Source organism: Roseovarius sp. MMSF_3359, assembly GCF_030733385.1.
Lineage (GTDB): Bacteria > Pseudomonadota > Alphaproteobacteria > Rhodobacterales > Rhodobacteraceae > Roseovarius.
Genome location: NZ_JASHJC010000001.1, coordinates 172,293 through 196,579 on the forward strand (window position 1 = coordinate 172,293; position 24,287 = coordinate 196,579).

Annotated in this window: 29 protein-coding genes and 1 other RNA gene; 18 read left to right on the forward strand and 12 right to left on the reverse strand. The window is 59.7% G+C overall.

Features of this window, described 5'->3' with window-relative positions; genetic code table 11:
• Positions 1-45 precede the first annotated feature (45 nt).
• From RBB29_RS00800 to RBB29_RS00825, 6 genes are all read right to left on the reverse strand, one after another.
• Positions 46-1,080, reverse strand: a complete 1,035-nt coding sequence (locus RBB29_RS00800) for a hypothetical protein (protein WP_306113251.1) — start codon at positions 1,078-1,080, stop codon at positions 46-48.
• 164 nt (positions 1,081-1,244) lie between these two features.
• A complete protein-coding gene (locus tag RBB29_RS00805; protein ID WP_306113252.1) occupies positions 1,245-2,192 on the reverse strand; it encodes a PHB depolymerase family esterase in 948 nt (315 codons plus the stop codon).
• A gap of 53 nt (positions 2,193-2,245) precedes the next feature.
• The gene (gene recR, locus RBB29_RS00810) at positions 2,246-2,839 is read right to left on the reverse strand and encodes a recombination mediator RecR (RefSeq protein WP_306113253.1); all 594 of its coding nucleotides are present in this window, start codon (positions 2,837-2,839) and stop codon (positions 2,246-2,248) included.
• Positions 2,840-2,846: 7 nt separating this feature from the next.
• Positions 2,847-3,191: a YbaB/EbfC family nucleoid-associated protein gene (locus tag RBB29_RS00815; protein WP_306113254.1), complete on the reverse strand. Its 345-nt coding sequence runs from the start codon at positions 3,189-3,191 to the stop codon at positions 2,847-2,849.
• Between the two features lie 190 nt (positions 3,192-3,381).
• Entirely contained in the window at positions 3,382-3,846 is a 465-nt protein-coding gene (locus RBB29_RS00820) for a hypothetical protein (RefSeq protein WP_306113255.1), read from the reverse strand.
• Positions 3,847-3,961: 115 nt separating this feature from the next.
• Entirely contained in the window at positions 3,962-5,716 is a 1,755-nt protein-coding gene (locus RBB29_RS00825) for a DNA polymerase III subunit gamma/tau (RefSeq protein ID WP_371931388.1), read from the reverse strand.
• 479 nt (positions 5,717-6,195) lie between these two features.
• Between RBB29_RS00825 and RBB29_RS00830 the strand changes: the two genes are divergently transcribed.
• Positions 6,196-6,759 (forward strand): PilZ domain-containing protein, encoded by a 564-nt coding sequence (locus RBB29_RS00830; RefSeq protein WP_306113256.1) that lies wholly within the window; start codon positions 6,196-6,198, stop codon positions 6,757-6,759.
• Positions 6,760-6,907: 148 nt separating this feature from the next.
• Here RBB29_RS00830 and RBB29_RS00835 read toward each other — a convergent pair whose 3' ends face one another.
• Positions 6,908-7,306 carry a DUF202 domain-containing protein gene (locus RBB29_RS00835; protein ID WP_306113257.1) on the reverse strand — a complete coding sequence of 133 codons (399 nt, stop codon included), beginning with the start codon at positions 7,304-7,306 and terminating at the stop codon, positions 6,908-6,910.
• Positions 7,307-7,418: 112 nt separating this feature from the next.
• Here RBB29_RS00835 and RBB29_RS00840 point away from each other — a divergent pair, with 112 nt between their 5' ends.
• Positions 7,419-8,258 (forward strand): neutral zinc metallopeptidase, encoded by an 840-nt coding sequence (locus RBB29_RS00840; RefSeq protein ID WP_306113258.1) that lies wholly within the window; start codon positions 7,419-7,421, stop codon positions 8,256-8,258.
• A 7-nt stretch (positions 8,259-8,265) separates the two neighbouring features.
• A complete protein-coding gene (locus RBB29_RS00845; RefSeq protein ID WP_306113259.1) occupies positions 8,266-8,754 on the forward strand; it encodes a protein phosphatase in 489 nt (162 codons plus the stop codon).
• A gap of 97 nt (positions 8,755-8,851) precedes the next feature.
• Here RBB29_RS00845 and RBB29_RS00850 read toward each other — a convergent pair whose 3' ends face one another.
• From RBB29_RS00850 to nudC, 3 genes are all read right to left on the reverse strand, one after another.
• Positions 8,852-9,775, reverse strand: coding sequence for a CehA/McbA family metallohydrolase (locus tag RBB29_RS00850; RefSeq protein ID WP_306113260.1), 924 nt, complete (start codon positions 9,773-9,775; stop codon positions 8,852-8,854).
• A gap of 114 nt (positions 9,776-9,889) precedes the next feature.
• A complete protein-coding gene (locus RBB29_RS00855) occupies positions 9,890-10,357 on the reverse strand; it encodes an SRPBCC family protein (protein ID WP_306113261.1) in 468 nt (155 codons plus the stop codon).
• A gap of 41 nt (positions 10,358-10,398) precedes the next feature.
• Positions 10,399-11,364 (reverse strand): NAD(+) diphosphatase, encoded by a 966-nt coding sequence (nudC, locus tag RBB29_RS00860; RefSeq protein WP_306113262.1) that lies wholly within the window; start codon positions 11,362-11,364, stop codon positions 10,399-10,401.
• Positions 11,365-11,593: 229 nt separating this feature from the next.
• On the opposite strand from nudC, the gene RBB29_RS00865 reads away from it, so the two are divergent.
• The 3 genes from RBB29_RS00865 to RBB29_RS00875 all read left to right on the forward strand — a co-directional run bounded on the left by RBB29_RS00865 (position 11,594) and on the right by RBB29_RS00875 (position 15,315).
• Positions 11,594-13,561, forward strand: coding sequence for a bifunctional 2',3'-cyclic-nucleotide 2'-phosphodiesterase/3'-nucleotidase (locus tag RBB29_RS00865; protein WP_306113263.1), 1,968 nt, complete (start codon positions 11,594-11,596; stop codon positions 13,559-13,561).
• Positions 13,559-13,657, forward strand: an RNA gene (gene ffs, locus RBB29_RS00870) — signal recognition particle sRNA small type. Before RBB29_RS00865 ends, ffs begins: the two co-directional genes overlap by 3 nt.
• Positions 13,658-13,755: 98 nt before the next feature.
• The gene (locus RBB29_RS00875) at positions 13,756-15,315 is read left to right on the forward strand and encodes a DUF6538 domain-containing protein (RefSeq protein ID WP_306113264.1); all 1,560 of its coding nucleotides are present in this window, start codon (positions 13,756-13,758) and stop codon (positions 15,313-15,315) included.
• 21 nt (positions 15,316-15,336) lie between these two features.
• Here the strand turns inward: RBB29_RS00875 and RBB29_RS22255 are convergent, their stop codons facing one another.
• Positions 15,337-15,636, reverse strand: coding sequence for a DUF4156 domain-containing protein (locus RBB29_RS22255; RefSeq protein WP_371931389.1), 300 nt, complete (start codon positions 15,634-15,636; stop codon positions 15,337-15,339).
• A gap of 189 nt (positions 15,637-15,825) precedes the next feature.
• On the opposite strand from RBB29_RS22255, the gene RBB29_RS00880 reads away from it, so the two are divergent.
• Genes RBB29_RS00880 through RBB29_RS00900 form a run of 5 tightly spaced genes read left to right on the forward strand, consistent with a single transcriptional unit; the run spans position 15,826 to position 19,846 of the window.
• Positions 15,826-17,010 (forward strand): phage portal protein, encoded by a 1,185-nt coding sequence (locus RBB29_RS00880; RefSeq protein WP_306113265.1) that lies wholly within the window; start codon positions 15,826-15,828, stop codon positions 17,008-17,010.
• The gene (locus tag RBB29_RS00885) at positions 17,000-17,320 is read left to right on the forward strand and encodes a gene transfer agent family protein (protein WP_306113266.1); all 321 of its coding nucleotides are present in this window, start codon (positions 17,000-17,002) and stop codon (positions 17,318-17,320) included. Before RBB29_RS00880 ends, RBB29_RS00885 begins: the two co-directional genes overlap by 11 nt.
• Entirely contained in the window at positions 17,313-18,878 is a 1,566-nt protein-coding gene (locus RBB29_RS00890) for a phage major capsid protein (RefSeq protein ID WP_306113267.1), read from the forward strand. The genes RBB29_RS00885 and RBB29_RS00890 overlap by 8 nt, the downstream gene beginning before the upstream one ends.
• A gap of 3 nt (positions 18,879-18,881) precedes the next feature.
• Entirely contained in the window at positions 18,882-19,493 is a 612-nt protein-coding gene (locus tag RBB29_RS00895; RefSeq protein WP_306113268.1) for a hypothetical protein, read from the forward strand.
• Positions 19,493-19,846 (forward strand): HNH endonuclease signature motif containing protein, encoded by a 354-nt coding sequence (locus tag RBB29_RS00900; protein ID WP_306113269.1) that lies wholly within the window; start codon positions 19,493-19,495, stop codon positions 19,844-19,846. The genes RBB29_RS00895 and RBB29_RS00900 overlap by 1 nt, the downstream gene beginning before the upstream one ends.
• Here RBB29_RS00900 and RBB29_RS00905 read toward each other — a convergent pair.
• Complete coding sequence (locus RBB29_RS00905) at positions 19,840-20,334, reverse strand: hypothetical protein (protein ID WP_306121085.1); 495 nt, start codon at positions 20,332-20,334, stop codon at positions 19,840-19,842. The genes RBB29_RS00900 and RBB29_RS00905 overlap by 7 nt on opposite strands.
• A 174-nt stretch (positions 20,335-20,508) precedes the next feature.
• On the opposite strand from RBB29_RS00905, the gene RBB29_RS00910 reads away from it, so the two are divergent.
• Genes RBB29_RS00910 through RBB29_RS00940 form a run of 7 tightly spaced genes read left to right on the forward strand, consistent with a single transcriptional unit; the run spans position 20,509 to position 24,278 of the window.
• Positions 20,509-20,811 (forward strand): head-tail connector protein, encoded by a 303-nt coding sequence (locus RBB29_RS00910; RefSeq protein ID WP_306113271.1) that lies wholly within the window; start codon positions 20,509-20,511, stop codon positions 20,809-20,811.
• A 9-nt stretch (positions 20,812-20,820) separates the two neighbouring features.
• Positions 20,821-21,237 (forward strand): HK97-gp10 family putative phage morphogenesis protein, encoded by a 417-nt coding sequence (locus RBB29_RS00915; protein ID WP_306113272.1) that lies wholly within the window; start codon positions 20,821-20,823, stop codon positions 21,235-21,237.
• Positions 21,234-21,653, forward strand: a complete 420-nt coding sequence (locus tag RBB29_RS00920; protein WP_306113273.1) for a DUF3168 domain-containing protein — start codon at positions 21,234-21,236, stop codon at positions 21,651-21,653. The genes RBB29_RS00915 and RBB29_RS00920 overlap by 4 nt, the downstream gene beginning before the upstream one ends.
• A 2-nt stretch (positions 21,654-21,655) precedes the next feature.
• Positions 21,656-21,979 carry a phage head closure protein gene (locus RBB29_RS00925; RefSeq protein WP_306113274.1) on the forward strand — a complete coding sequence of 108 codons (324 nt, stop codon included), beginning with the start codon at positions 21,656-21,658 and terminating at the stop codon, positions 21,977-21,979.
• A gap of 3 nt (positions 21,980-21,982) precedes the next feature.
• Entirely contained in the window at positions 21,983-22,282 is a 300-nt protein-coding gene (locus RBB29_RS00930) for a hypothetical protein (RefSeq protein WP_306113275.1), read from the forward strand.
• Complete coding sequence (locus tag RBB29_RS00935) at positions 22,279-22,668, forward strand: P27 family phage terminase small subunit (RefSeq protein ID WP_306113276.1); 390 nt, start codon at positions 22,279-22,281, stop codon at positions 22,666-22,668. Before RBB29_RS00930 ends, RBB29_RS00935 begins: the two co-directional genes overlap by 4 nt.
• Entirely contained in the window at positions 22,665-24,278 is a 1,614-nt protein-coding gene (locus tag RBB29_RS00940; RefSeq protein ID WP_306113277.1) for a terminase large subunit, read from the forward strand. Before RBB29_RS00935 ends, RBB29_RS00940 begins: the two co-directional genes overlap by 4 nt.
• Positions 24,279-24,287: the final 9 nt, after the last annotated feature.

Here is a 24,287-nt window from a genome sequence, read left to right on the forward strand (position 1 = left end):
CCTGACCGGGTTTTTTTATGTGTGGGTGGCGGTTTGCAAATGGTGTCAATCGTGCAGGTATTTCTGCCGTTCGCTGACGATAAGGTCGGCGGCGCATTCTGAGAACTCTGCGATCCCGTCGCGATCTGCCAGCCACGTCATGTTGGTTTCCGACCGCGCGAGTGCTGCGCGGCGCAGGGTCATCAGGCGCGCCCGGGGGCTGGCCAGGAAGACCTCCTGCGGGATTAGTTTTTCCAGCGGGCTGTCGACGCGGATCACCTCGTAGTAGCCGCCGGAAAGCGCCAGGAACGCCGCGGCGCAGCCTCCCGCATCATCACCGCATTCCGCGTTGCAGAGATCCGCAATCGGCTGCGTCGAGGGCGTCGAAAGCAGCCAGTCTTCCACCGCGGGCCGCCACCGGTTTTCGGCGCTGTGATCTCCATACCCGAAACCCAGGGACAGGAGGCCGGCGATGCCCATGGTTTCGGGATCTTCGGAAGAAACTTCTTTGCTGGTACTGGAGGTGATGTAACGCAGTGCCGACAGACCGTCCGCACGGGGTTCAGGAGGTCCCGAAAGGTAGTCGAGATAGGGGATCAGATCAGGCATCAGGAAATCGGCCGCGTAGAGCTCCGCAAGCATTTCGCTATTGCCGTAGAGGGCGACGATCCGAACCGGATGATCGGTGGCTTCATGTTCGCCGAGACGGTTCAGCCGCTCGATCAACCCAAGCCGCGGGACCGGTTGCGCCGCGCGCAGAAAAATCCGCGCCAGCTCATTGTCCAATGCCGCCTCAACCGACATCCAGGTCCGGCCAAACAGGCCGTGACCTGACACATCCCGAAAAAGCGCGCGGGTTTCCATCTTGGACAAAGACATCCGGTAAGGGGACGGCCCGAGATCTTTCGTTTCGATCCGCCCAAGCAAGAGGCGGGCATCAGAGACACCGTTGCGGGCCAGTTCGGCAAGCGTATTGAGGCTTTGCTCATCCTCTCCCTGCAGCCATTGGTCGATCGCACGGCTCAGGCTGGCCTGCGCCTGGGCGGCGCCAGTCCATGCGATAAATACCGCGAGCAGCCAGAAAGTAAGCCGTGTTCGCATGTGATATCTCTTGTCCGCCCCCGCGAACAGACTAGGCGGGATGGCGGAAACCACAAGCTATTTTTCACCGTTTCCGGGGGTTTAGCCTGCGCGATGGGAGCCGATGGCAAGCTCCTTGTCCGGATATGCTTTGTCAGATCGGCATCTCCGCAACCCCGATCATGTCACTGGGGAGAGACGCGCGACCGGCGAGAGAAGAACTGCCAGACAACACCAAGCGTGTCGATATCGCGGTTGATGCGGCGATCCGGATCTTCACGCTGTCTCGCGTCTAAGGCAGGCACGCTGTGACCGCCATCGATAACCTTGTAGCGGATGACCGGATCCTGGCCGTTGCAACCGGTCCAGACCATCACGCCAACCGTGCTGCCATCATCCGGGTCGATATCGTCGAGCAGCCTGCCCGTCTGTCCGGTGCAACCGTGCAATCTGCGCCAATGATCCATCACCTCCGGCACCGAAACTTCGCGTCCGTTGGGGAAAATCCACCCCTCATAAGGCAACACCTTGTCATGTGTGCCGTGCAGATGCAGCAGGGCTGGCGGCGGCGTGGGAGCGCAATCCGTCAGGTAGGCTTGACTTGGCGTGCCAATCAGCGGCGCCGCGGCGGCAAAGGGTGTGTCCTGCAGGCAGATCAGGCGGTACGTCATGATCGCCCCATCCGAGATACCCGTGATGTGGAGCCGCGCCGGATCGGCCATGCCATCGGCAACGAGTTCCGCCACGAGATCGAGCAAAAAGGACTGATCGTCAATGGTTTGCCCATCTGGCCCGGTGGTGTTTTCCAGCCCGTCGAAAAGGTTCCACTGACCAAGGTAAGCATGGGGGAACAGTACGATGAACCCGTCCTGCCGCGCCAGGTCTTCAAGCCGTTTCCAGCCGAGACGTTCCGGGGTTTCTCTCTGCTTGAGGGCGCGCTCTGCATTTCGATACCCGTGCAGCGCCAGGACCAGCGGTGCCGGTTTATCCTTGTCCGTGCGGCCATCGACCATCCAGATCAGCCGCTCGACGCCGTCATGTACCGGTCGAAGCGTGCGTTCCCCTGCCGCCTGGCCGGTCAGGGCAAGGAGCAGTCCCCACAACAGCGCAGAAATCGTTCCGGTATGACGCATCCCGTGACCCTCACCACCTGCGATCACATTACTTTAGGCGACTGTCGTCGAGATTACAGCGCCTTTCGCGCCGAGAGGGCGGCACTGATCGTCCCGTCGTCGAGGTAATCGAGCTCACCGCCGATCGGTACGCCCTGCGCCAGCGAGGTCAGCGTCACGCGCCCCTCAAGCTGATCGGCGATGTAATGCGCCGTGGTCAGGCCATCGACCGTGGCGTTGACGGCCAGGATCACTTCGGTGATGCCTTCGCCTTCCACCCGGTCGATCAGTTTCGGGATACGCAGTTGTTCCGGTCCCACCTGGTCGAGCGCGCTCAGGGTACCGCCCAGCACGTGATAGCGCCCCTTGAACACACCCGCGCGTTCCATGGCCCAGAGGTCGGCCACATCCTCGACCACGCAGAGCATCCCATTGGCGCGTTTCTCGGCCTCGCAGATGTCGCAGATATCCGTTGTGCCCACATTGCCGCAATTGAGGCATTCACGCGCCGTGGCCGCGACGGTCTGCATCAGATCGGCCAGCGGGGTAAGTTGCAGTTCACGCTTGCGGATCAGGTGCAGCACCGCCCGCCGAGCAGATCGCGGCCCCAAGCCCGGAAGCTTCGCCATCATCTGGATGAGCGCGTCGATATCGCGAGTGCTGTTCATTCTGCGATCAGAACGGCAGGTCCATGTCCTTGGGCAGGCCCATGCCTTCGGTGATCTTGCCCATCTCTTCCTTGGCGCGGTCATTGGCCTTGGCCTGCGCGTCCTTGATCGCGGCCAGGATCAGGTCCTCGACCACTTCCTTGTCATCCGCGTTGAAGATCGACGGATCAATATCGAGGCCCTTTAGCTCTCCCTTCGCGGTACAGGTGGCCTTGACCAGCCCCGCGCCGCTTTCGCCGGTGACCATGATGGTGTGCATCTCTTCCTGCAGGCTTGCCATCTTCTTCTGCATTTCCTGCGCGGCCTTCATCATCTTGGCCATATCGCCCATCTGGCCCAGTCCTTTGAACATGATCTCTTCCTCGGTTAAGGGTTGTTGACGTCTAGATACGGGGGCAGGCGGTCGGGGACAAGGTCTGTGCCTTGGTGTGGCAGATGGCGGCAATCTCTTTCTTGCCCAACCGTCTGGAACTGGTACCAGAACGGTCGGCGGACGAAGCTGATACACAAGTGTTTTGTCTCGGCCCAAATGGCCACAAAACTCATCTGATGTGTTTGTCGGACAAATTCAGAAGGTATTGCGTAAACTTCTCATCCTCTCCTTCCAGCAAGCCGGGCAATGATTGTCTGAAGTCCTGGCGCTGGCACCATTCGATCATGTCGTCCTCCCACGATGACCAACGCCTCTTGGCATCGCCGCTCATGTCGTCTGAATACAAGATAATGAAAGCCTTTTCGAATAACGAGACCAACATTCTGAAAATCACTTCGGTGCGTTCTCTCTGCTCATCGGAAACAGGCTCCGGCAAGCTCGACTGGCTCAGCAAAAGGAGGTCGGAGTTGTCCATCACCAGCCGCAAGAAGTTGTCATACTCTTCTGAAAGATTACGGTGCAGCTCGCTCATTTCGTTTTTGCGGCGCAAACGCTCTTCGCGCCAAATCACAAAAACAGCGGCTGGAAAGCCCAATATCGTAACGACGTAACTTAGCGCTTCAAGCCAAAGCATTCACCGGGTTCCTCTCAAAAAACGTCGCCGCCGCAACGTCGTATACCAATCAGGCTTATTTGGAATGCCATCAGAAGTAAGAGGCCACCTCCTGTCCGGTCACGCGCAACACAGTCTAATCTTCTTCAAACGGATCCCACTCGTCGTCCACTTCGGGCAGTGCCTCGGCCTGGGCTTCGGCTTCCTGGTCCTCCGGGGTGCGGATTTGCGTGATCCGGGCTTTGGGGAATGCCTTGAGAACCGCTTGCACCAAAGGGTGTTCTTCGGCCTGGGTTTTGAGCGCCAGATCTGCCGCATCCCGCTTCTCGGTGATTGTTTCGGCCCCGCCATCATTCACCAATGTGACGGCCCATCGGTTGCCCGTCCAACGCTGCAACGCCGCACCCAGGCGGTGGGCGAGTTCGGCAGGCGCATTGTCCGTCGGTACAAATTCAATCCGACCAGGTTGGTAGGCCGCCAGACGCACACATCCTTCGACTTCGACCAGGAGCTTCACGTCGCGATTGGCCCGGATCAGCTCCACCACGTGCTCGAATGTCGGAAATCGCGCCAACGCGGCGTCCAGGTCAGTCGCCAGCGCCGCTTGCGGCCCAGCACCGGCCCCTGTAGGTGTCCGGGCCGAGGCGACAGCCGAGGCCCCCCCGCCCGCCGCAGGCGCGCCTTCGCTCGGCGAAGGCATCCCTCGGTCTGGTCCTGGCGATGGTGGCGGAGGTGTGTCGCGCAACTTCCGGACCAGCTCCTCGGGACTCGGCAGATCGGCAACATGGGTCAGCCGGATCACCGCCATCTCCGCGGCCATCATCGCATTTGGCGCGGCGGCGACCTCTTCCAGCGCCTTCAGCAGCATCTGCCACATCCGTGTCATCACCCGCATCGGCAGGGCCGCGGCCATGGCCTGGCCACGGGTGCGCTCGTCGGGGCTGATCGTCGGGTCTTCGGCCGCTTCGGGCGTGATCTTGACGACGGAAATCCAATGCGTCACCTCGGCCAGATCGCGCAGCACGGCCATCGGGTCGGCCCCTTCGGCATACTGGCTGGAAAGTTCGGTCAACGCACCCGCGGCGTCGCCCTTCATGATGAGATCGAAGAGATCCAGCACCCGGCCCCGGTCCGCCAGCCCCAGCATCGCGCGCACCTGGTCTGCGCTTGTCTCTCCCGCGCCGTGGGAAATCGCCTGATCCAGAAGTGATGTCGCATCCCGGGCAGAGCCTTCGGCCGCGCGGGTGATGAGCGCCAGCGCATCGTCACTGATTTCGGCCCCTTCGGCACTGGATATCTTCTGTAGAAGAGCAATCATCACCTCCGGCTCGATTCGCCGCAAATCGAACCGCTGACACCGCGAAAGGACCGTGACCGGCACCTTGCGGATTTCGGTGGTGGCAAAGATGAACTTCACGTGCTCCGGCGGCTCCTCCAGCGTTTTCAACAGCGCGTTGAAGGCCGAGGTGCTGAGCATGTGCACCTCGTCGATTATGTAGATCTTGTAGCGCGCCGACGCCGCCCGGTAATGCACCGACTCGATGATTTCGCGGATGTCGCCAACGCCGGTACGGCTGGCCGCGTCCATCTCCATCACGTCCACATGGCGGCCTTCCATGATGGCGGTGCAATGCTCGCACTGCCCGCAGGGCTCGGTCGTGGGGCCGCTAGTGCCGTCGGGGCCGATGCAGTTCATGCCCTTCGCGATGATCCGCGCGGTGGTGGTCTTACCGGTCCCGCGAATGCCGGTCATGATGAAGGCCTGCGCGATCCGGTCCGCCTCGAACGCATTTTTCAGCGTGCGCACCATGGCATCCTGGCCCACCAGGTCGGCAAAGGTTTCGGGCCGGTACTTCCGTGCCAGGACTTGATAAGCGGTATTTTCAGTCACGCGCGGGCTGCCTGTCGTCTTGGATTCGCTCAGGCCAGCCTATGGGTTGGTCGTGCCGAGGTCCAGCAGTCACGCGGATATGGGGCTTAAGGTTCGCAGTACCGCTTTTTTAAGGTTTTTCGGGCAGTCTGCGGCAGGTTTCGGCTTAAGGATACGCGGTGCGTTACATTTTTTCTATTTGGATTTTCTTCGCTGTGCTTGGCGCGGCTGATCCAGCGCGAGCCGACATGTTGCGCACATGCGTTTTTGTTGAAACGCTGGCCGGTCTGCCGGGGGAGTTGCGCAAGGTGCGCGAAGGCCGCGGTGATCTTGGTGAATTTCGCAAAAACCTTGCCGATTCCGCCCGGAAGCTGAATGACCGCCGCAGGGTTGCGGTCTTTTCAAATTTCGAGCGGCGCGCGATGCAAACCTACCTGGATGCTGTCCGCGAGGATTGGCACACCAATGGGCTCAGTACCACTGGTCGTCAGATACCGGGTGTGACGACGATCACCGCCCAAAACCGCAGTACGGTGATCGTAATCGCGGGCAAGTTCGGATGTAACCTTCCGTTCCAAAAGGACGATGTGCCGCTCACCAGTGTTGATGGCTTGACCATAGATCCGCTGACCTTGCTTGCAGCTCTCGCAGCCCTGCTCGCCGTGATTTTCGCGATCATGAAGCTGATGAAATATGGACATCGGGATCAGCGCATGATTTGCCGTGTCCCTGCTTGGCTGGGCTTTGCCGGAAACAAATACGCCACCCAGATCATGAACATCAGCCGCGGTGGCGTGATGGTACAGGTTCCCGAACCCGACATAAGCGATGCCGAGGTGACCCTTGAGTTGGCCAGCATCAACATCACTTCGCGGGTTGTCTGGACCAACAGCAATTTTGCGGGTCTGGTTTTTGAGAAAAAGATCTCCATGCAGATGGTCGAAGAAATCGCCAGCCAGCGTTCTGCAACCTCACCGAAAAACGATGATGCCGAAGCGGTCATCCCATCACAAATTCCCGGGAGCCGGTCGGGGTCACCGGGCATCAGTGCCTCGGCGGGTTAGGCCGGGCGGTCCCCAAGCGATCTGGGCTCCTTACGGCCAGCGTGAATTGTAGCGATCAACAGGGCAAGCGGACGCAACAGGTCAGCCGTTGGCTGGTGGGCGATCCGGGGTACGGGCCACTCCTAGCTGCGGCGCACAACTTGGGAGTTTACAGCGCCCAAAGCACGGCGCCGGTGGCAGCGGTCGCCAGGGAAAGAAGCGTTGCAAGGAGAGTGAAGCTCTTTGTCGGCATCGCCTCCGCGTCGTTATCCGACAGCCGTCGCAGGGTCTTGCAGGCCTGCCGTCTTGCCGCCCAGTAGATCACGATGGCGATCGCCAGAAACATTGTCGCCACGAGTTTTGCCGCCCAGGTGGGGTCAAAATCGCCGAAAACCGCCTTGAGCCCGATGGCCACGCCCACCGCTCCCAGTCCGAAACCCATCCAACTGCTGAAGGTTCGTTCATTGGCCATGATCGTCCGATCCTCGGCCCAGGCGGTGCGCATTTCCGCCTTGCTTCCGGAGCTTTCATGCTGCGTCTTCTTGCCGTCGTTTTCGCTGTCCGCCATGGCGTCACGTTAGCGGGTTGCCGCGCTGAGGGCGAGGGCGGGTTTCTCCCCCTAGGCAATAAATTCGCAAAAGGTGTATGTTGGTGTCTGAAACCGAAGGGGGAGAGATCTGATGCGGTTAAGGGGTGTGCGCGGCAGCCGGAACATCGAGGATCGCCGCAAGCGCGGCGGACGTGCCGGTGCCGGGATTGGTGGTGTCGGCTTGTTGGTCGTTTTGGCGGTCGGGTATTTTGCAGGTGTTGATGTGACGCCGTTTCTCCAAGGGCAGGGGGGCTTGTCGCAGCCGGGCGAGACCCGGGAACTGACGGCCGAAGAGAAGCAGGCGGGCGAATTCTCGTCCCGCGTTCTGGCCACGACCGAAGACGTCTGGGGCCGGATCTTCCCGCAACAGATCGGCAAAGAATACCGCCCGCCGGTGATGGTCCTCTATGCCGGTGTCACGAGCAGCCCTTGCGGCAATGCCTCGGGCGCAACTGGGCCGTTCTACTGTCCGGCTGACCGCAAGGCGTATCTGGACACCGAGTTTTTCGCGACGCTGGCGCGTGAGATGGGCGCCAAGGGTGATTTTGCCGCGGCCTACGTGATTGCCCATGAGGTGGCCCACCACGTACAGAACGAATTGGGCATCCTGCCCGAAGTCAACAAGCGGCGGCAGGCGGTTGGCCGGGCCGAGGCCAACGCGCTGACCGTGCGGCTGGAACTTCAGGCGGATTGCCTGAGCGGGGTCTGGGCACGCTCGGTCGAGGGGATGCTGGAGCCCGGTGATCTCGAAGAGGCGTTGAACGCCGCGCGCAAGATCGGTGACGATTACCTGCAGAAACGCGCAGGCCGGGTGCCACAACCACATACGTTCACCCATGGCACGTCCGAGCAGCGGTCCCGCTGGTTTGCCACCGGCTACCAGTCAGGCGACCCGGGCCAATGCGATACGTTTGGCACTGACCGGCTCTGAGCGCACGATGTCGGGGTTTGTCATCTACGCACTCCCCCTACATGATGGCATTGTTGCGCTTTCGCCTTTGCCGGGACGCAGCGGTGACTACGCCGCGGACCTGCAACACCTCAGGGACTGGCAGCCCGCAATCGTCATCTCCATGACCACCCAGGCGGAAATGGTCGCACGCGGCGCCGGTGATCTGGGCCATGATCTGCGCAACATGGCAATCCGATGGTTTCACCTGCCGATCGAGGATTTCGGCGCGCCAACCCCCGAAGTTGAGGAGAATTGGCACAGCGCCGCCAAACCGGCCCTGGATGCGGTGCACGGCGGTGGCCGGGTCCTGATCCATTGCAACGGTGGTTGCGGGCGTTCCGGCATGGCTGTCCTGCGGCTGATGGTCGAGGCGGGTGAAGACCCTGATGCCGCGCTGGCGCGCCTGCGGGCGGTGCGCCCCTGCGCGGTGGAAACCGGGGCGCAATTGGCCTGGGCGACGCATGTCGAGGTCTAGACCTCTGCGCGTTCATATCGGGCCGTCTGTCCTGGCCATCGCCGGTGGCGCGAGCGCCAAGAGGGGGCGGATACCGCTGGGGGAACGGCGACGGGCCTTAACGCCGCCAGATCGGATTGGACCAGGCCCGTCTGCCGGCGCGGTCGATCACCGTAACCCTGATCCAGCGGCTGTGCTTGACCGGGTTGAGATAAAGCCGCGTCTGCGTCATCGAGGCCCCGTGCACCCTCTTTGTTCGCGACCCTTCGCCCGAAACGATCACCGTCTCGACCGCCGATGAGGTGACCGTCAGGGTTTCACCGACAAGTTCGATGTCGCGTAATTCCGGACCCTGGCTGGCATAGAAATGCCCGGCCTTCAGGGCCGCAAGAAGCGCCTCGGGCGTGTTGGTCTCGGCCTTGACCATGACCCAGCCACCAAAGGCATCATTGCTTGAAAAATGCGCGTCATCCGTGGCGATCATGCTCAGGTCGCGCCCCTCGTTCAGCAGCAGGTCAGCGGTGTGAAACCCCTCGGCGCGGTCGCAATCGACACCGCATCCGTGGTTGTAGACCTCGACCGCATGGGCGGCGGTGATCGACCGCGCATCCGCTTGTGTCATCGCCGACCAGTGTGGATGCGCGATGGCCACGAAAGCACCGGCATCGCGGGCCCGCTGGGCAATTTCGGGGCCGGTTTCCTGCGACTCGACCGGCGCGAAATCCGGTGCGTTGGCCTGGGCAAAATCCTCTGGCAGGCCGACGGCCAGGATATGCCAGATTTCACCGTTCTCCATCGCCCCGGAATGCAATTCGGCCCCCGGGATCGTCGTGAAACCGTCATCGCGGAAGGCCTTGGTATCTGCGATAGGATAGTTGAAGAGGCCGACGAAATGGTCGGTGAGGCTGATGAAATCGTACCCTTCGGCCTTGTAGCGCCGGCAAACCTCGGCCGGTTCCAGCGCGCCATCGGAGAGGTTGGAATGCGTATGCAGATTGCCGCGGTGAAAGCGGCCCGGCGCGGTGAAGGCGTTGAGTGTCATGATCGGCCTCGGGCGGTCAGTTGGTATGCTGCCCTCACGCTAGCAGCGCCGAAGAGGCGATCAAGCCTGTTCGCGACCCCGTCGCGGCGAATTCGGAAAAAGACCGCCGCGGTTTCAGGCGCTGCGCGGGTAGCGGTCTTCGAGATCGCGGGCGAATTCCGCCACCCGCAGCTTGTACCTGTCGGTCAGATTGCTGCGTGCCAGTTTCAACGACTGGACCAGCAGGCGGGAGGAGAGGTTGATCGGTTTCAGCTCGATTTCCGCGCTCATCCGCGTCCGGCCCCGCGACAGGGCCACCAGGTCAACAACCATATGGCCGCCCATTTTTGATGAACGCGACGTCAGAACCAGGCCGTTGGGCGCATCGAGATCGGTCAGCTCCATCTTGAGTTCGCGCATTTTGCCCCGCAGCTTGAAGGTCACGTCCCAGGCCATGCCGATCCCGGGGCTGGCAAGATTGTCCACACGCTGCACCTCGGCCCCACGGCGCAAGGCTGACCGTTCAAAGGCCTGGAAATTGGTTACCTGGTCAAACACGAACTGGATCGGGGCTTCGATATCTTCCTTTGCGCTGAACTTCATGGCCAGGCCTTCGTTGTCTTCTGCTCACGGTCAGTGTTGCGTCAATAGAGTGTATCCGCAAGCCAGTTGCGCAGTAAAAAGTGTGCTATTGCGCCGTTTCGTGCGGGCAAAAGTATAGGGTGTTCCCCTGCAAAGGCCATCAGGATTTCCTCGCGCGGGAACCAGCGGGCGTCTTCGATTTCCGCCGGATCAATCGTGATCTCCCGCGTCAGGGCCTCACCTGCGCAGCCAATCATCAATGACGAGGGGAAGGCCCAGGGTTGGCTGGCCAGGTAGCCGACTTTGCCAACCCGAATGCCCGCTTCTTCGACAACCTCGCGGCGCACGGCGGCCTCGATGGTCTCGCCGGGTTCGATAAAGCCCGCGAGCAGCGAATACATGCCCTCGGGCCACCCTGGGGAGCGTCCCATCAGAACCGAATTTCCGTGCGTGATCAGCATGATGACCACCGGGTCCGTGCGGGGAAAATGCTGCCCGCCGCAGGTATTGCAACTGCGCTGCCATCCCGCTTGCACCCTGGTCGATTCCGCCCCGCACCGGGCGCAGAAACGGTGGCTTACATGCCAATCCAGAACCGATTTTGCGGTGGCCGCCAGTTCCGCGTCCCGCGGGCTTAACCGGGTCATGATCCGACGAAGCTCGGCAAAACAACTGTCGGGCAGGTCGGGGTGGCGCTGCTCGGAGGGGTCCCGGAACTGCGCCAGTTCGGCTTCGTTCAGGCCTTCGGGCGTCCAGGCTGACAGATCATGGGCGAAGACAAGGGTGCCGTCTTCTTCGCGCCCAAGGAACAGCGCCGGCTCGGACGTGGTGACGACAGGGTGATCCATCGTCACGCGCGTCAGGGGGGCAAGCTCTCCGTCGGCCACGAGCGGTTTGCCGCGCCAGAACAGGATCGTCACAGCCCGACCAGCCGACACGGCCGCCGCCAGGGCATCGGCATCACCACGCAGTTCCGCCGCGCGATCAAGACCGCTACCGCCAAAAGTGACGGTTTCCGCGTTTTCCATCCTGTGCTCCCGGTTGCTTCGCCGCTATCGGTGGCATTTTCATGCTGCCTGAGCAAGACCGTTCGCCGCATAGGCGGGTTGATAAGATATTTGAATGAACAACTTAAGGTAGATTAACGCTTGCGCGGTGGTACTAATGGTATAGTAGTCAAAAAGGGGTGCGCGCTGTTCGGCACTTGGGATCAACCGGTTGAATGATACGAAACTCTACATGGGAACAGGCAGAGATTTGAGTGAAGTTTCCCCGTTGCCTGAAGACAGGGATCAACTTTCCAGTGACAAGCCCTGTATTCAGGTCCGGCTTCTGGAGACGACGGATGTGCATTCCAACCTGCTGCCGTTCGATTACTATGCCGACAATTGCGAGACGTCATTTGGCCTCGCGCGTACTGCGAAACTGATCAAGGCGGCCCGTGCTGAGGCGGAGAATTGCCTGTTGTTGGACAATGGAGATTTTCTCCAGGGCACGCCGCTCAGTGATCTCACCGCGCAGCCTGATAGCGGGTGGCAGGGACCGCATCCGGCGGTGACGGCAATGAACTACCTGAGCTACGATGCCGCCGGGATTGGCAATCACGAGTTCAATTTCGGCCTCGACTGGTTGCGCGATGCACTTGCGGATGCGGACTTCCCGGTCACCTGTGCCAATGCGGTAACCGAGCAGGCGGAGGATGTCACCGCGGACAAGACGTTGCTGCCGCCCTACCTGCTTCTTGATCGGCAGATGGTTGATGATCGCGGGGATCTTCATGACCTGCGCATCGGCATCATTGCCCTCCTGCCGCCGCAGATTACCACCTGGGATCATTTTCACCTGCAAGGGCGCCTGACCGCTCGCGATATCATCGAGGCCGCCCGCGCCTGGGTGCCGCGGATTCGGGCCGAGGGGGCGGACATCGTGGTGGCCCTTGCCCATAGCGGGATCGACGGGCAGGACTTCTACCCGATGAAGGAAAACGTGGCGCTGGCCCTGGGCGAATTGCCCGGCATCGACGCCATTCTGGCCGGTCACACCCATGAGGTTTTTCCCGGTCCCGGGACCGCGGATATGGGCGGCGCCAATGCCAATCGCGGGACGCTGAACGGCACTCCCGCAGTCATGGCCGGGTTCCGGGGGTCGCATCTTGGTGTCCTCGATCTCTATTTGCAACGGGGTTCGTCGGGCTGGACGGTTGCCGCGCACCGGTCCGAAGCACGACCCGTTATCGCGCCCGGCGGTGCTGATCCCGCGCCCCCGGACGAGACCCTCAAGGAGCTGCTCTGGCCCGCGCATCAGCATACGCTGAACCTGATCCGCAAACCGCTCGGCAAGACCACGGTTCCGCTGCACAGCTACCTGGCGCTGGTGCGCAACGATCCCGCCACGCAGCTTGTCAGCCGTGCGCAGGCGGCGGCACTGGCCCGCATGGTCGACGGGACCCCGGATGCCGAGTTGCCCATCCTGTCGGCAAACGCGCCATTCAAGACTGGCGGTCGCGGCGGGCCGAAATACTTCACCGAGATCCCGCCGGGTGACTTCCGGTTGCGAAATGCCGCGGACCTTTACGCCTTTCCCAACACGCTGTGCGGACTTCGCTTGACCGGCGCGCAGTTGCGCGACTGGCTGGAACGCGCGGCGGCCTGCTTCAACCGGATCGGCCCGGTGGAGGACGATCAACCCCTGATCAATCCGCGGATGCCGGGCCACAATTTCGATGTGATCGACGGGCTGACCTATTTGATCGACCTGTCGCAACCGGCGCGGTTCGATGACAAGGGCCGGGTGATCGACCCGGCCGCGCATCGCATTGCTGACCTCTGTCATGCCGGGCAGCCGATTGACGAGGAACAGGTGTTTCTGCTCGCCACGAACAGTTTTCGCGCCCATGGCGGCGGCCCCTATCCGCAACTGCCCAAAGAGAGCTTTGCCATCAGCAGCCGCCAGCCGATACGCGATATCGTTGCCCAGTACGTGCAGGACACGACCACGCCGGAGATGACCGCGCAGCCCATCTGGCGTTTCGCGGCCCCGCCTGGCGCCACGGCTGTCTTCGACACCGGGCCGGGCATCCGCCGGTACGCGGATGAACTTGCGGCCCTGGGAGCGACCGATCTAGGCGATACATCCGCGGGCTTCGCCCGGCTGCGCCTGCCGCTTGGCGGACCCACCACGCACAGTCTTGCGAATCCGGGCGGTGCGGCTTATGTAACCCCCTGAGAGGTTGGCGCGGGCGAGCGCCTCGCCAACCCGGTCAGATCCGGAAGGAAGCAGCCGTAACGAGCCCCGCTTGGGTCGTTGTCCAGCCTCTCACCTTACAATCATCTATCCCATTGTAATCAAATAAAACCCTTGCAATACAGGGCGTTTGCCTGTTTGACGGTTACAAATTTGGTTACAAAACGGGTTTGAACATGGCTGGTAAGGTAAGAAATCTGGTGAACCGTTCCGGGCGCTATCATGCGCGCCTTGTGGTGCCGAAAGACCTGCGCGGTATCAACGGTCTCAAGACTGAGATCAGGAAACCTTTGGGCGGTGATTACCGGCAGGCGCTCAAATTGCTGCCGGGTGCAGTGGCTCAGCTTCAACATGAGATTGCCTTGGCAGAACGCAAGCTGCACGGCACCCATGCACCGGCCCGGTATCCCTTGGCACCAGACCAGCTGGCCCTGAGTCACTACAACCAACGTCTCGCCTTCGATGATGAACTGCGTAACGATCCACGGTGGCCATCGGTTGGTCTGGATGATCTCTTGATCGAGCGTCTGCGTGGTGCCGTCGCTGGCCGGTCCAGCGATGATGAATTGCAATCGCTGGTAGGGGATCAGATTGAACGCTTCCGTGCGGCTGGCAACCTGGACGCCAAGAAAGGATCGGACAGGTGGCGGGATATAGCGCGCGCCCTGTGCAGCGCCGAACTGGAAGCGCTGGCGCGAGTAGCTGAGCGCGACGAAGGCGACTTCACCGGCCGGCCAATGGACCCATTGATTGCGAACGCACAGCCGCCAGCGGAACCCACTGAGCCGGTGCGCTTGTCCAAGCTATGGGCGGATTACGTCCAGAGCCGTCAGACGCTCGGCTATATGCAAGACGGTGGTCGCAGGCAGGAACTGGCAATCAAGAGCCTGCGCGAGTTTCTGCGGCACGAGGATGCGGCCAAGATCACCAAGAAGAACATGGCGGATTGGCTGGAACACACCTTGAAGAAGAAACAGCCATCGACGATCAGCAAGGTGTATCTGCCAACGATCCGCAGCCTGTTTAGGTGGGCCGTGGAAAAAGACCTGATGACCGACAACCCTGCCGCCAGCATTCGGTTGGCACCACAGCGCACCGTCCAGAACCGCGAGCGCGGATATACCACGGCCGAGGCTACCGCGTTGCTCAAAGCGGTTCGCGCGTATGAACCGAAGGTGGCACACCACGGCAAGGTCATGGAGGGCCAGAAGGTCACCGCAGCCAAAAGGTGGGTTCCCTGGCTGTGTGCCTTCACTGGTGCAAGGGTGGCCGAGATTACGCAACTTCGGCGCGAGGATTTCCGGCAGGACGGTGATAGCTGGATCGTCCGGATTACCCCCGAAGCGGGTGGCACCAAGACTGGCCAGTGGCGCGACGTTCCTTTGCATACGCAGATCATCAGCCTTGGATTTCTCGATTACCTTGAGGCAGTCAAGAGCGGTCCGATTTTCCACAACGCCAAAGACCCAAAGCAATACCGGACGCACTCAAAGAAGTTGGCAAATCGCGTTGGTGATTGGCTTAGGTTAGAAAACCTAGTGCCGGACGGTGTGCAGCCGTCGCATGGCTGGCGGCACCGGTTCAAGACCGTTGGGCGTGAACTAGGCATCCAAGATCGTATTCTGGACGCCATTCAAGGCCACGCCGCGCGCACTGCTGGCGACGAATACGGCGACGTTACGATCCAAACGAAGATTGCGGCTATCGAAAAGTTGCCGGATTACAAACTGAATTAGCCAGCCGCCAAGTCGTAGTGGTTACTTGCAGGCGTAAGCATCCGCTTGGACAACCGTTTGTGCTTGCGACGTTGACGACGCTGAAACAACGAAGGCGTTACCACCGCGTCGCGCGACCTCGTTTCTGACTTTGTTGTAAGCACTGTTCACGTCCGCCGCCACATCAATCCCCATGCTCTCGCCCCCTGTGACTGGTCCAAGGAACTGGCAGGTGTCCGTCATATTTGGGTTTATCTGTCGAACTCGCTCAGCGCCGGGTTCAAGTGCAGTCGAGCAAGCGCCAACTGTAGCAGCCGTTATCAGAAGTATGAAAGATCGCATGTTATGTGCCTGTATTCTTTGTAGATTCGTTCCGGGGACAACATTTGCGCAATTTAAGGTTGTCCACAACGGAAAACTACCAGATTAGATTCTCAAGTAAGTAATTGTTATAATATAACACTTTTAGGATTCACCTCTGAAGCTCAGTGTGGTAACATGATACCTCAAACGTTATTTTGACGGTATCAAATGGCATTCTCAAAATTCAAAAAGGTTTTCGGTTTTCAGACCGAAGAAAAGGCAGTGTCGCTTATTGACGCCGCCGCATTGGAACTCTTTGGGGCAACACCCACCACGGCAGGCATCACTGTTGGCCCAAGTAGCGCCATGCGTGTTCCAGCGGTGGCATGTGCCGTTGGCCTGATCGCTGACACCATCGGTAGCCTACCGGCGAAGGCCTATCAGCGGTCAGACAAGCAAGCCGCCGACGATCACGCGGCACACCGTATCGTCCACGACATCGCAAACGAGTGGACCAGTGCGGAACAGCTTCGCACCGAATTGACCGCCGACGCACTGTTGACCGGGAATGGTTTTGCCCTGGTCAATCGTCTCACAGATGGCACCCCTTTCGAATTGCACCGGATCGACCCCGGCAACGTCAAACCCGAAACAGCACCAGACGGCGAACCATTCTACATCATCAAGACCGCAAACGGTGACGTGCAGCGCAGCTATCAGGACGTGTTGCACATTCAACCCTTTGGCGGCGTCGCACCGATCACTTTGGCCCGTGAGGCCATCGCACTGGCCATCGCTTTCGAGCGTCACATTGGCGGCGTGTTTGCAAATGGTGGCCGTCCATCCGGGATCATCAAGTCTGAAAAGACGATGGACCACAGCACCAAACTCAACATTGCGGACAGTTGGTTTAAGAACCACAGCGGCAATAGGGCAGGCGGCACAGCCATCCTTGATGAAGGCATGGACTACAAGCCGCTAAGCATGACGCTGGCAGATACCCAATTCGCCGAAAACCGCCTTGAGCAAATCCGCGAGATCGCGCGCGCCTTCCGGGTGCCGCCAACCATGCTCTTCGAACTGTCACGCGGCACGTGGTCAAACACCGAAGAAATGTTCCGGCAGTTTCACACGGTCACATTGAAACCGTGGCTCAAGCAATGGGCTTGGGCCTATTCGCGTGTTCTGTTGACGCCAGAGGAAAAGGCCAGCCATTGCATCGAATTTGTCACCGATGATCTGCTGACCACGGACGTTGCAGCACGTGCGACCTCATACGCTCAGTATCGCGCCGCTGGTGTCATGACCGCCAATGACGTGCGCAAAGGCCTCAACCTGCCTGCGCTGGCTGGTGGTGACGAGCTTTCCAACCCTTACACGACCTCCAACAAGGATAGCGCCGATGCAGCTTAAAGCTTTCTTTGGCGATGGCGACCACGCCTTTGCCCTGACCGATGACATGATCGCGGAACTGGAACGCCTGAGCGGTCTGGGCATCGGCGCTTTGTATCTGCGCGCCGTGAATATGGATTTCAGCTTGGCCAATTTGGTCGAGATCATCCGGCTTGGCCTGATCGGCGGTGGTGCCGACCCCAAGACAGCCATGCAGCTAACCGACACCTACGCGCGGAACCGTCCGATTGCGGAACTCTATCCGCTGGCGATGGACATCCTAGACGCCCGTTGGGGTGACACCAAAGACAAGGAAATCGACGATGAATGAGCGTATCGAAATCAAGGCCGCGCTGGACGTATCCGAAACAGGCGAGATCACTGGCGTTGCATGGCCCTTTGGGAGCGCAGACCGCGTTGGCGACGTGATCGAAAAGGGGGCCATTACCGCACCCGAAACCCTGCCCATGCTTTTCAGCCACGATCAGGCGCAGGTGATTGGCGTTTGGGATAGCATCGCGGAAAGCGACGAAGGCCTGACCGTCAAAGGTCGCTTGCTGATCGACGATGTAGAGCGCGCCCGTGAAGTGCGCGCCATGATCCGCGCCAAGGCTGTGTCAGGCCTGAGCATCGGCTTTGTCACTCAAAAATCCACACCCAATCGCAAGGGCCGCACGATCAACGCGCTGACCCTGCATGAAGTCTCAGTTGTAGCGGTCCCGTGCCATCCGGGCGCTCAAATCACATCCCTCAAGTCCGATGGCACCAACCCTGAAAGGAATTCCACTATGGAAAACGAAGAAGAAATCGAAAACGGCCAGAACACCCCGGCCAATGATCCGCAGATCGACACCAAAGCCTTTGACGAAATCAAAGCGCGCCTGGACAAGATCGAAGCCAAGGCCAACCGGCCCCAAGGTGTTCACGTTACTGGCCCTGTGAACGGCCAAACGGATGAGCAAAAGGCCTTTGGTAGCTTCCTGCGTCGTGGCGTAGAGCGCATCACACCGGAAGAAGTCAAAGCCCTGACCGTCGCAAATGATGCAAGCGCCGGTTATCTGGCCCCTGAGCAATTCGGTAATGAGCTTATCAAGCTGCTGAACGAATACAGCCCGATCCGGTCATATGCGCGTGTTATCCAGATCAGCGCACCGCAGATCACCTATCCGCGCCGCGTGTCTGGCACTGCCGCGACCTGGGTGACTGAAATCGAAGATCGCACCGAAAGCGGCATGGCCTTCGAGCAAGTCACACTGACACCGCACGAGCTTGCCACCTTCACAGATGTGTCGCACCAGCTTCTGGAAGACAACGCCTACAACCTCGAAGGCGAGTTGATGGCTGACTTTGCTGAGACCTTCGGCAAGACCGAAGGCCTGGCATTCGTCAAAGGCACCGGCACTGGCCAGCCAACGGGCATCATGGCAGCTACCAACGGTATCCTTGAGGTGAAAACCGGCGCTGCTGCTGCGTTCCCGGCATCCAATCCTGCGGACGTGCTGATCGGCATGTATCACAAGATCGCCACCACCTATGCGCAGTCTGGTGTTTGGCTGATGAACCGCAACACACTGGCCGTGCTGCGGCAGTGGAAAGACGGAAATGGCCGTTACCTCGTGATTGACCCGATCAGCGAAGGCGCACCCACAACCTTGCTGGGCCGTCCCGTGGTTGAAATGCCGGATATGGACGATATCGGTGCCAACAAATTCCCGATCCTCTTCGGTGATATGAGCGGCTACCGCATTGTTGATCGCGTTGGTCTTTCCACGCTGCGCGACCCGTTCAGCATCGCCACAAAAGGCCAGGTGCGTTTCCACGCTCGCAAGCGCGTTGGTGCTGACCTGACGCACCCTGACCGCTTTGTGAAACTGAAGGTTGCGGCATAAGTCATGACCTTCCGGCCAGCATATGACATCCCCCTGAGCTACGGTGGTCACACCGTTTGGCTCAGGCCGTCATTGCTGGCGGCAACACGTCTGGAAGCCCTGCATAATGGCTTCCCGGCATTGCTGACCAAAGTGCAGCAACACGACACGGCGACGATCAGCGAGCTTATCACCTACAGCGCCACAGATCGCACAGCCGCGCATCACCTCATGCGCAGTATGCGCGACAAGCCCTTGCGTGAGTTGCAAGAGGCCGTTCTTGGCCCTGCACTGGCCCTAATCACGGCCTTTATGACGCCCTTCCCGGACGAAGCTGGCCCAGATGCCAAGCCGGTAAAGTCTATGCCGTGGGGTGACGTATTCGCCGACCTCTACAAGCTGGCTACCGGATGGCTAGGCTGGCCACCAGAGACCGCATGGAACGCCACCATGCCGGAAATCCTGAAAGCGTTTGAAGGCCACACGGAACACCTCAAAGCCATTCATGGCAGCGCCGACGATGAGCCGGAAAGCAACCTTTCCCCGGCACAACGCCAAGCCAATATCGACGCTGGCCTAGACCCTGAATTCGACCGCGCAGGCCTACACGGCCTCAAGGGCAAAGGCAGGTTCTAATGCCACGTCCACCGTATCTCTGCACGTGTGGCCGCAAGGTAGCGCACGGAACTATTTGCCGCTGCCGTCGGGCCGCCATCCGCGAGCGCAAAGCACGCCACGACGCCAACCGCCCAAGTGCCTCACAGCGCGGCTATGGCGCTGAGTGGCGCAAAGCACGTGCTCAGTATCTCAAGCATCACATCTGCTGCGCACGTCCCGGATGCAACGCCAAAGCAACCGTTGTGGATCACATCAAGCCGCACAAAGGCGACAAGGGTTTGTTCTGGGATCGAGCCAATTGGCAGGCGCTTTGCGCACCCTGTCACAATCGTCACAAACAAAGATGGGAGAACATAAAATGTTCTCAATAAATCGCGCGACCTTGAAGACGACTACCTGTCGAACGCTCAAATCGGAAATTGTGAGTAGTATTGGACTGGCAGTGTTTGTTGGGCCCACTGCCCGTAACAAAACTAAATTTACCATCTTGGTTCAGGCAAACTGGACAAATGAAGTGGATCGGTTGCCCTTCAGCAAACTCTTCTTTCAATTTGAAAACCAAATCACCAACCGCAGTTTCAAAAAGCTCGTAGCGTTCCTTTTGTTCATGAAATTCGTCAATTCGGCGAAGCTCTTTTCTCAGCGAAACGATTGCGTCGCTCAATTCTACATTCATCAGATTTACTGCAGTCAACTGAGAAGCGAGATCATTGAGCAAAGCACTTGCCTGATCCTTGTCGACTTTGTCGCCACTAGCAAACAGCGTCTTGAGTTTGTTTGCAGTCGAAGCCGCCTTGTCGGTAACGCCAAGTGCTCCACTGGCAAGACCCATGATGCTTTCAATACTAGTCAAGTCCATTTCGGTCGCCCTTCCAACACTCATAGCAGGACTTGGCAGCCTACCGATTGCATCAATGTAGATCAACTGCTGGCGGGGGTGGGTTCCGACTTTCCAGAGGCTTTAGGGACCGGCGCGGGAACCGCCGCACAAGATACGTCGAATTTACGTTTTTTGAAGAAAGCGAGCTAACCCATGAATACGACCCAAGCCGAAGAACTGTTGCCGCTTTTGAAGTCGCAGTTGAACCTCGATCACGATCTGGACGACGCATTGCTGACCCATAAGCTACGCGCTGCCGGAACATGGATCGAAAACTTTGTTGGCGGCGATTTCCTGACCAATGATCCGATCATGACCGAAGCCGCGTTGCAGCTTGCGGCCTATTGGTATGAGCAGCGCGAGGCAGCGGCAGATCAGCGCCTTTTGGAAGTGCCGTTTGGCGTCCACGAGCTTTTGAACCGCTACCGGCGCGTTGTCACCGGGCGGCACTGGTGAGGAGCTGCTATGTCAATCACCAAGGATTCAAAACGGCTGGAAAAGCGCCTTAAGGCCATCCCCGGCGACGTGCTGGACGGATTGCGCCCTGCGCTTGTGAAAGGGGCGCAGGATATCGCGGATGCGATGGAAACGCTTGTGCCAGAAGACACCGGCGACCTGCAAAACACCATCACGGTAACAGGGCCAAACGATACGACGCCAGCCTATGCGGCAGGCGGTGGCAAGCGCACCGCTGGACCACAACAGGCCCTTGTGACGGTAGGCAGTCCAGAGGTGCGGTATGGGCATATTGTCGAATTTGGCAGCGTCAAAACAGAGGCGCAGCCGTTTATGCGTCCAGCGTTCCGGCTGAAAAAAGCCAAGGTTATGCGCCGGATTCAAACCGCCGTGAACAAGGTGATTAAGAAAGCGGGTAAGCCATGACCGAACCATCCATCGCATTCCAGACCGCATTGCGCGGCGCATTGATTGCTGACCCGGCAGTGAGTGGCCTAGTGCAAGCCGATCACGTCCGGGCAGGCTCTACGCGGCCAGATAACAGCCCGTCGATCATCTTGGCCAATCCGCAATTGATCCACCTGGGCCGCACGGCGGGTGGCGAATACATGACGCGCGTTTACCTCGACCTGCACGTCTGGGCCATCGAAGACGGTGCGGATATGGCGCGCCAGATCGGCGGTGCGGTCAGCGTGGCGCTTTGGGATAAGCCGCTGGCCGATGAAATCGGGATCGACGAATACGCCCGGCCAAGTTTCTCATATGTGCGTGACCCTGACCCGGAACGTGCTTTTTGCCACGGCGTAGGCACCGCCGAAGGCGCAATTCGGTGGAGCGTGTAACCATGCTGAAATCAGGCAAGCTAGATCGCCAGATCACAATTGAGCGTCAGACCGAAACGGTGGCGGCAAGTGGTGCCGTGTCGAAGGTCTGGGCAACCGTCGCCACGATCCGCGCCGAACTGGTGCAGCGCAGCGCCAAGGAATTCCTGACCGGATATGGCGAGGCCGAAACCGGCAGCTTGGTATTCCGCACCCGCTACCATCCCGGTTTGAACATCACCACGGCAGACCGCGTGACCTTTGATGGCGACGCATATGACATCGACGAAACCGCCATATTGGGTAGGCGTCGCGCGCAAGAGTTGCGCGTTGTGCGGAAAGGATAACCCATGTTCAAGCGCCAAGAGAAAATCACCATCTACGCGGACGATCATTTTTGGACGCAGGTTGAGGTGGAACGTCCCGGCAGTGTCGATCCGCTCAACCTGAGTGCTTTCACCGTGACCGCCTTTGCAGTCGGCAATGGGTGCAAGATCGACCTTACCACCCGGATTGATGACGCTGCCAAAGGCCTCGCATCGGTGCGGCTCGAAGGCTTTGAACCCGGCACCTATGCCCTGCGCATGGACGTGGACGATGGCGCGTCAAATCAGGTTGTTGTGGATGCAGATTTGGAGGTGCGGAAATGAGCGTGCACAGTCGCGGCGTGAAACCGCCAGTTTCACCAGACAGCGAGGCTTTGGCGAAAGCAACGCCAGTGCCGAAACATCTGGCACCCCACGCTAAGGCAGAGTGGCGGCGCATCATGCCGCAGCTTATTTCCCGGCGCATCATCACAAAAGCCGATTTGGCGGGCGTTGAAAGCTATTGCGTTGCGGTTGGTGCGTCCAAGCTGATCGCCGAAACCATGACAAAGGGTGACCTGCCAGATTTGAGGCTTGGCGGCCTGCAAATCCGCTACATGCAGACCGCACGCCAGCTTGCCGCCGAATATGGCCTGACACCGACATCACGCGCACGCATCGGCAGTGCCGCGCCAGAAGATGACAGCGACAACCCGTTGGCAGTGAAATGACAGACACTAGCGCGTTCCCAGATTGGATTTATGACGAAAGTCCTATCCCGGACCCATTGGGTTACGGGGAACGTGCTGTGCAATTCCTGCGCCGCTTGCGCCATCCGGCCAGCGGTGCACCGGGCAGGGCTTTCCAGCTTGCACCATTCCAAGAGCGGATCGTGCGGCGTATCTATGGGCCACGCCATGAAGACGGCAGCCGGATCGTGCAAAACGTGTTCCTCTTGGTGCCGCGCGGCAACCGCAAGACCAGCCTAGCGGCGGCGCTGTCACTGCTGCACACCATCGGCCCGGAAAAGGTGCCAGCGGGGCAGGTGATCTTTGCGGCGGCAGATCGCGAACAAGCTGGCATCGGTTTCAGGGAAGCGGCCAACATCATCCGCGAGGATAAGCGCCTGGTCGCGGCCACCAAGATTTACGACGCTTTCAACAGTGCAAAACAGATCGTCTACAAAGCCGAAGACGTGACCTTGCGCGCCATTTCCAGCGATGGCAGCGCGGCACATGGCCTTACCCCAACCTTTACCCTGATCGACGAAATCCACGTCTGGAAGGGTCGCGACCTTTGGGAGGCTCTACGTTCTGGTGCGGCCAAGGTCGATGACAGCCTGACCGTGATTGCGACCACAGCGGGCAGGGGAGCCGAAACCCTTGCGGCTGAGCAATTCAACTACGCGCACCGCGTCGCTACTGGCGAGATCGACAACCCGGCATTCCTGCCGATCTTGTTTGCCGCTGGACCAGATGACGATTGGCAGGACGAGGATATGTGGCAAAAGGTCAATCCCGGCCTCGAACATGGCTTCCCAAGCCTTGAGGGTTTGCGGACACTCGCCAAAGAGGCAGAGCACCGGCCAGCCGACAAAGCTGCATTTTTGCAATTCAACCTCAATGTCTGGCAGGCCAATAGCCGTGATCCGCTTTTCGACATGGCCACCTATGACAGCCGCGAATTTGAGATCGACCTGACCGATTTGGAAGGCCTGCCGTGTTACTTGGGCGTTGATATGTCGATCAGCGGCGACCTGACTGCCGTTGTTGCGGCTTGGCGGCACGATGACGGCCAGATCACGATTTACCCTTGGCTATTCGTGCCGGGTGAAGACCTCAAAGGCCGGGCAGATCGTGATGGCCTGCCATATGAGCAATGGCACGAAGAGGGCCTGATCCACGTGATACCTGGGCCGATCATCGACCCCGTGGAAATTGAGACGCATATCACGGAAATCTGCGCGCGTTTCGACGTGGAAGAGATCGCATTCGATCCGCACTTAGCGCGCCAGACCATGCAGCATCTTTACGACGATGGCTTGCCAACCATCGAATTCCGCCAGACCCCGCTCAACATGGGCGTGGCGGCTGGTGATCTGGAACGCACGGTCAATGGCGAACTGATCCGCCACAATGGCCATGCGGCACTGCGCCAGCACTTCGATAGCGTGGTTGCATCCCGGAATGAGACGACCGGCCTGATCCGGCTGCACAAGGGCAAGCGCACGGATCGGATCGACGGTGCCGTTGCATCGGCAATGGCCGTCAGTCGCGCCTGTGCCGCCGAGAGCAACAAATCCGCATACAACACCCAAGCCGAAGGGCTTTTCGTTTTCTAGAAAGGAAAC

What these genes read in the sequence shown, in the direction of transcription:
- RBB29_RS00800 (WP_306113251.1), bottom strand. Translation starts at nt 1,080, where the DNA reads ATGCGAACACGGCTTACTTTCTGGCTGCTCGCGGTATTTATCGCATGG.
- RBB29_RS00805 (WP_306113252.1), bottom strand. Translation starts at nt 2,192, where the DNA reads ATGCGTCATACCGGAACGATTTCTGCGCTGTTGTGGGGACTGCTCCTT.
- recR (WP_306113253.1), bottom strand. Translation starts at nt 2,839, where the DNA reads ATGAACAGCACTCGCGATATCGACGCGCTCATCCAGATGATGGCGAAG.
- RBB29_RS00815 (WP_306113254.1), bottom strand. Translation starts at nt 3,191, where the DNA reads ATGTTCAAAGGACTGGGCCAGATGGGCGATATGGCCAAGATGATGAAG.
- RBB29_RS00820 (WP_306113255.1), bottom strand. Translation starts at nt 3,846, where the DNA reads ATGCTTTGGCTTGAAGCGCTAAGTTACGTCGTTACGATATTGGGCTTT.
- RBB29_RS00835 (WP_306113257.1), bottom strand. Translation starts at nt 7,306, where the DNA reads ATGGCGGACAGCGAAAACGACGGCAAGAAGACGCAGCATGAAAGCTCC.
- RBB29_RS00840 (WP_306113258.1), top strand. Translation starts at nt 7,419, where the DNA reads ATGCGGTTAAGGGGTGTGCGCGGCAGCCGGAACATCGAGGATCGCCGC.
- RBB29_RS00845 (WP_306113259.1), top strand. Translation starts at nt 8,266, where the DNA reads ATGTCGGGGTTTGTCATCTACGCACTCCCCCTACATGATGGCATTGTT.
- RBB29_RS00850 (WP_306113260.1), bottom strand. Translation starts at nt 9,775, where the DNA reads ATGACACTCAACGCCTTCACCGCGCCGGGCCGCTTTCACCGCGGCAAT.
- RBB29_RS00855 (WP_306113261.1), bottom strand. Translation starts at nt 10,357, where the DNA reads ATGAAGTTCAGCGCAAAGGAAGATATCGAAGCCCCGATCCAGTTCGTG.
- nudC (WP_306113262.1), bottom strand. Translation starts at nt 11,364, where the DNA reads ATGGAAAACGCGGAAACCGTCACTTTTGGCGGTAGCGGTCTTGATCGC.
- RBB29_RS00875 (WP_306113264.1), top strand. Translation starts at nt 13,756, where the DNA reads ATGGCTGGTAAGGTAAGAAATCTGGTGAACCGTTCCGGGCGCTATCAT.
- RBB29_RS22255 (WP_371931389.1), bottom strand. Translation starts at nt 15,636, where the DNA reads ATGCGATCTTTCATACTTCTGATAACGGCTGCTACAGTTGGCGCTTGC.
- RBB29_RS00880 (WP_306113265.1), top strand. Translation starts at nt 15,826, where the DNA reads ATGGCATTCTCAAAATTCAAAAAGGTTTTCGGTTTTCAGACCGAAGAA.
- RBB29_RS00885 (WP_306113266.1), top strand. Translation starts at nt 17,000, where the DNA reads ATGCAGCTTAAAGCTTTCTTTGGCGATGGCGACCACGCCTTTGCCCTG.
- RBB29_RS00890 (WP_306113267.1), top strand. Translation starts at nt 17,313, where the DNA reads ATGAATGAGCGTATCGAAATCAAGGCCGCGCTGGACGTATCCGAAACA.
- RBB29_RS00895 (WP_306113268.1), top strand. Translation starts at nt 18,882, where the DNA reads ATGACCTTCCGGCCAGCATATGACATCCCCCTGAGCTACGGTGGTCAC.
- RBB29_RS00900 (WP_306113269.1), top strand. Translation starts at nt 19,493, where the DNA reads ATGCCACGTCCACCGTATCTCTGCACGTGTGGCCGCAAGGTAGCGCAC.
- RBB29_RS00905 (WP_306121085.1), bottom strand. Translation starts at nt 20,334, where the DNA reads ATGGACTTGACTAGTATTGAAAGCATCATGGGTCTTGCCAGTGGAGCA.
- RBB29_RS00910 (WP_306113271.1), top strand. Translation starts at nt 20,509, where the DNA reads ATGAATACGACCCAAGCCGAAGAACTGTTGCCGCTTTTGAAGTCGCAG.
- RBB29_RS00915 (WP_306113272.1), top strand. Translation starts at nt 20,821, where the DNA reads ATGTCAATCACCAAGGATTCAAAACGGCTGGAAAAGCGCCTTAAGGCC.
- RBB29_RS00920 (WP_306113273.1), top strand. Translation starts at nt 21,234, where the DNA reads ATGACCGAACCATCCATCGCATTCCAGACCGCATTGCGCGGCGCATTG.
- RBB29_RS00925 (WP_306113274.1), top strand. Translation starts at nt 21,656, where the DNA reads ATGCTGAAATCAGGCAAGCTAGATCGCCAGATCACAATTGAGCGTCAG.
- RBB29_RS00930 (WP_306113275.1), top strand. Translation starts at nt 21,983, where the DNA reads ATGTTCAAGCGCCAAGAGAAAATCACCATCTACGCGGACGATCATTTT.
- RBB29_RS00935 (WP_306113276.1), top strand. Translation starts at nt 22,279, where the DNA reads ATGAGCGTGCACAGTCGCGGCGTGAAACCGCCAGTTTCACCAGACAGC.
- RBB29_RS00940 (WP_306113277.1), top strand. Translation starts at nt 22,665, where the DNA reads ATGACAGACACTAGCGCGTTCCCAGATTGGATTTATGACGAAAGTCCT.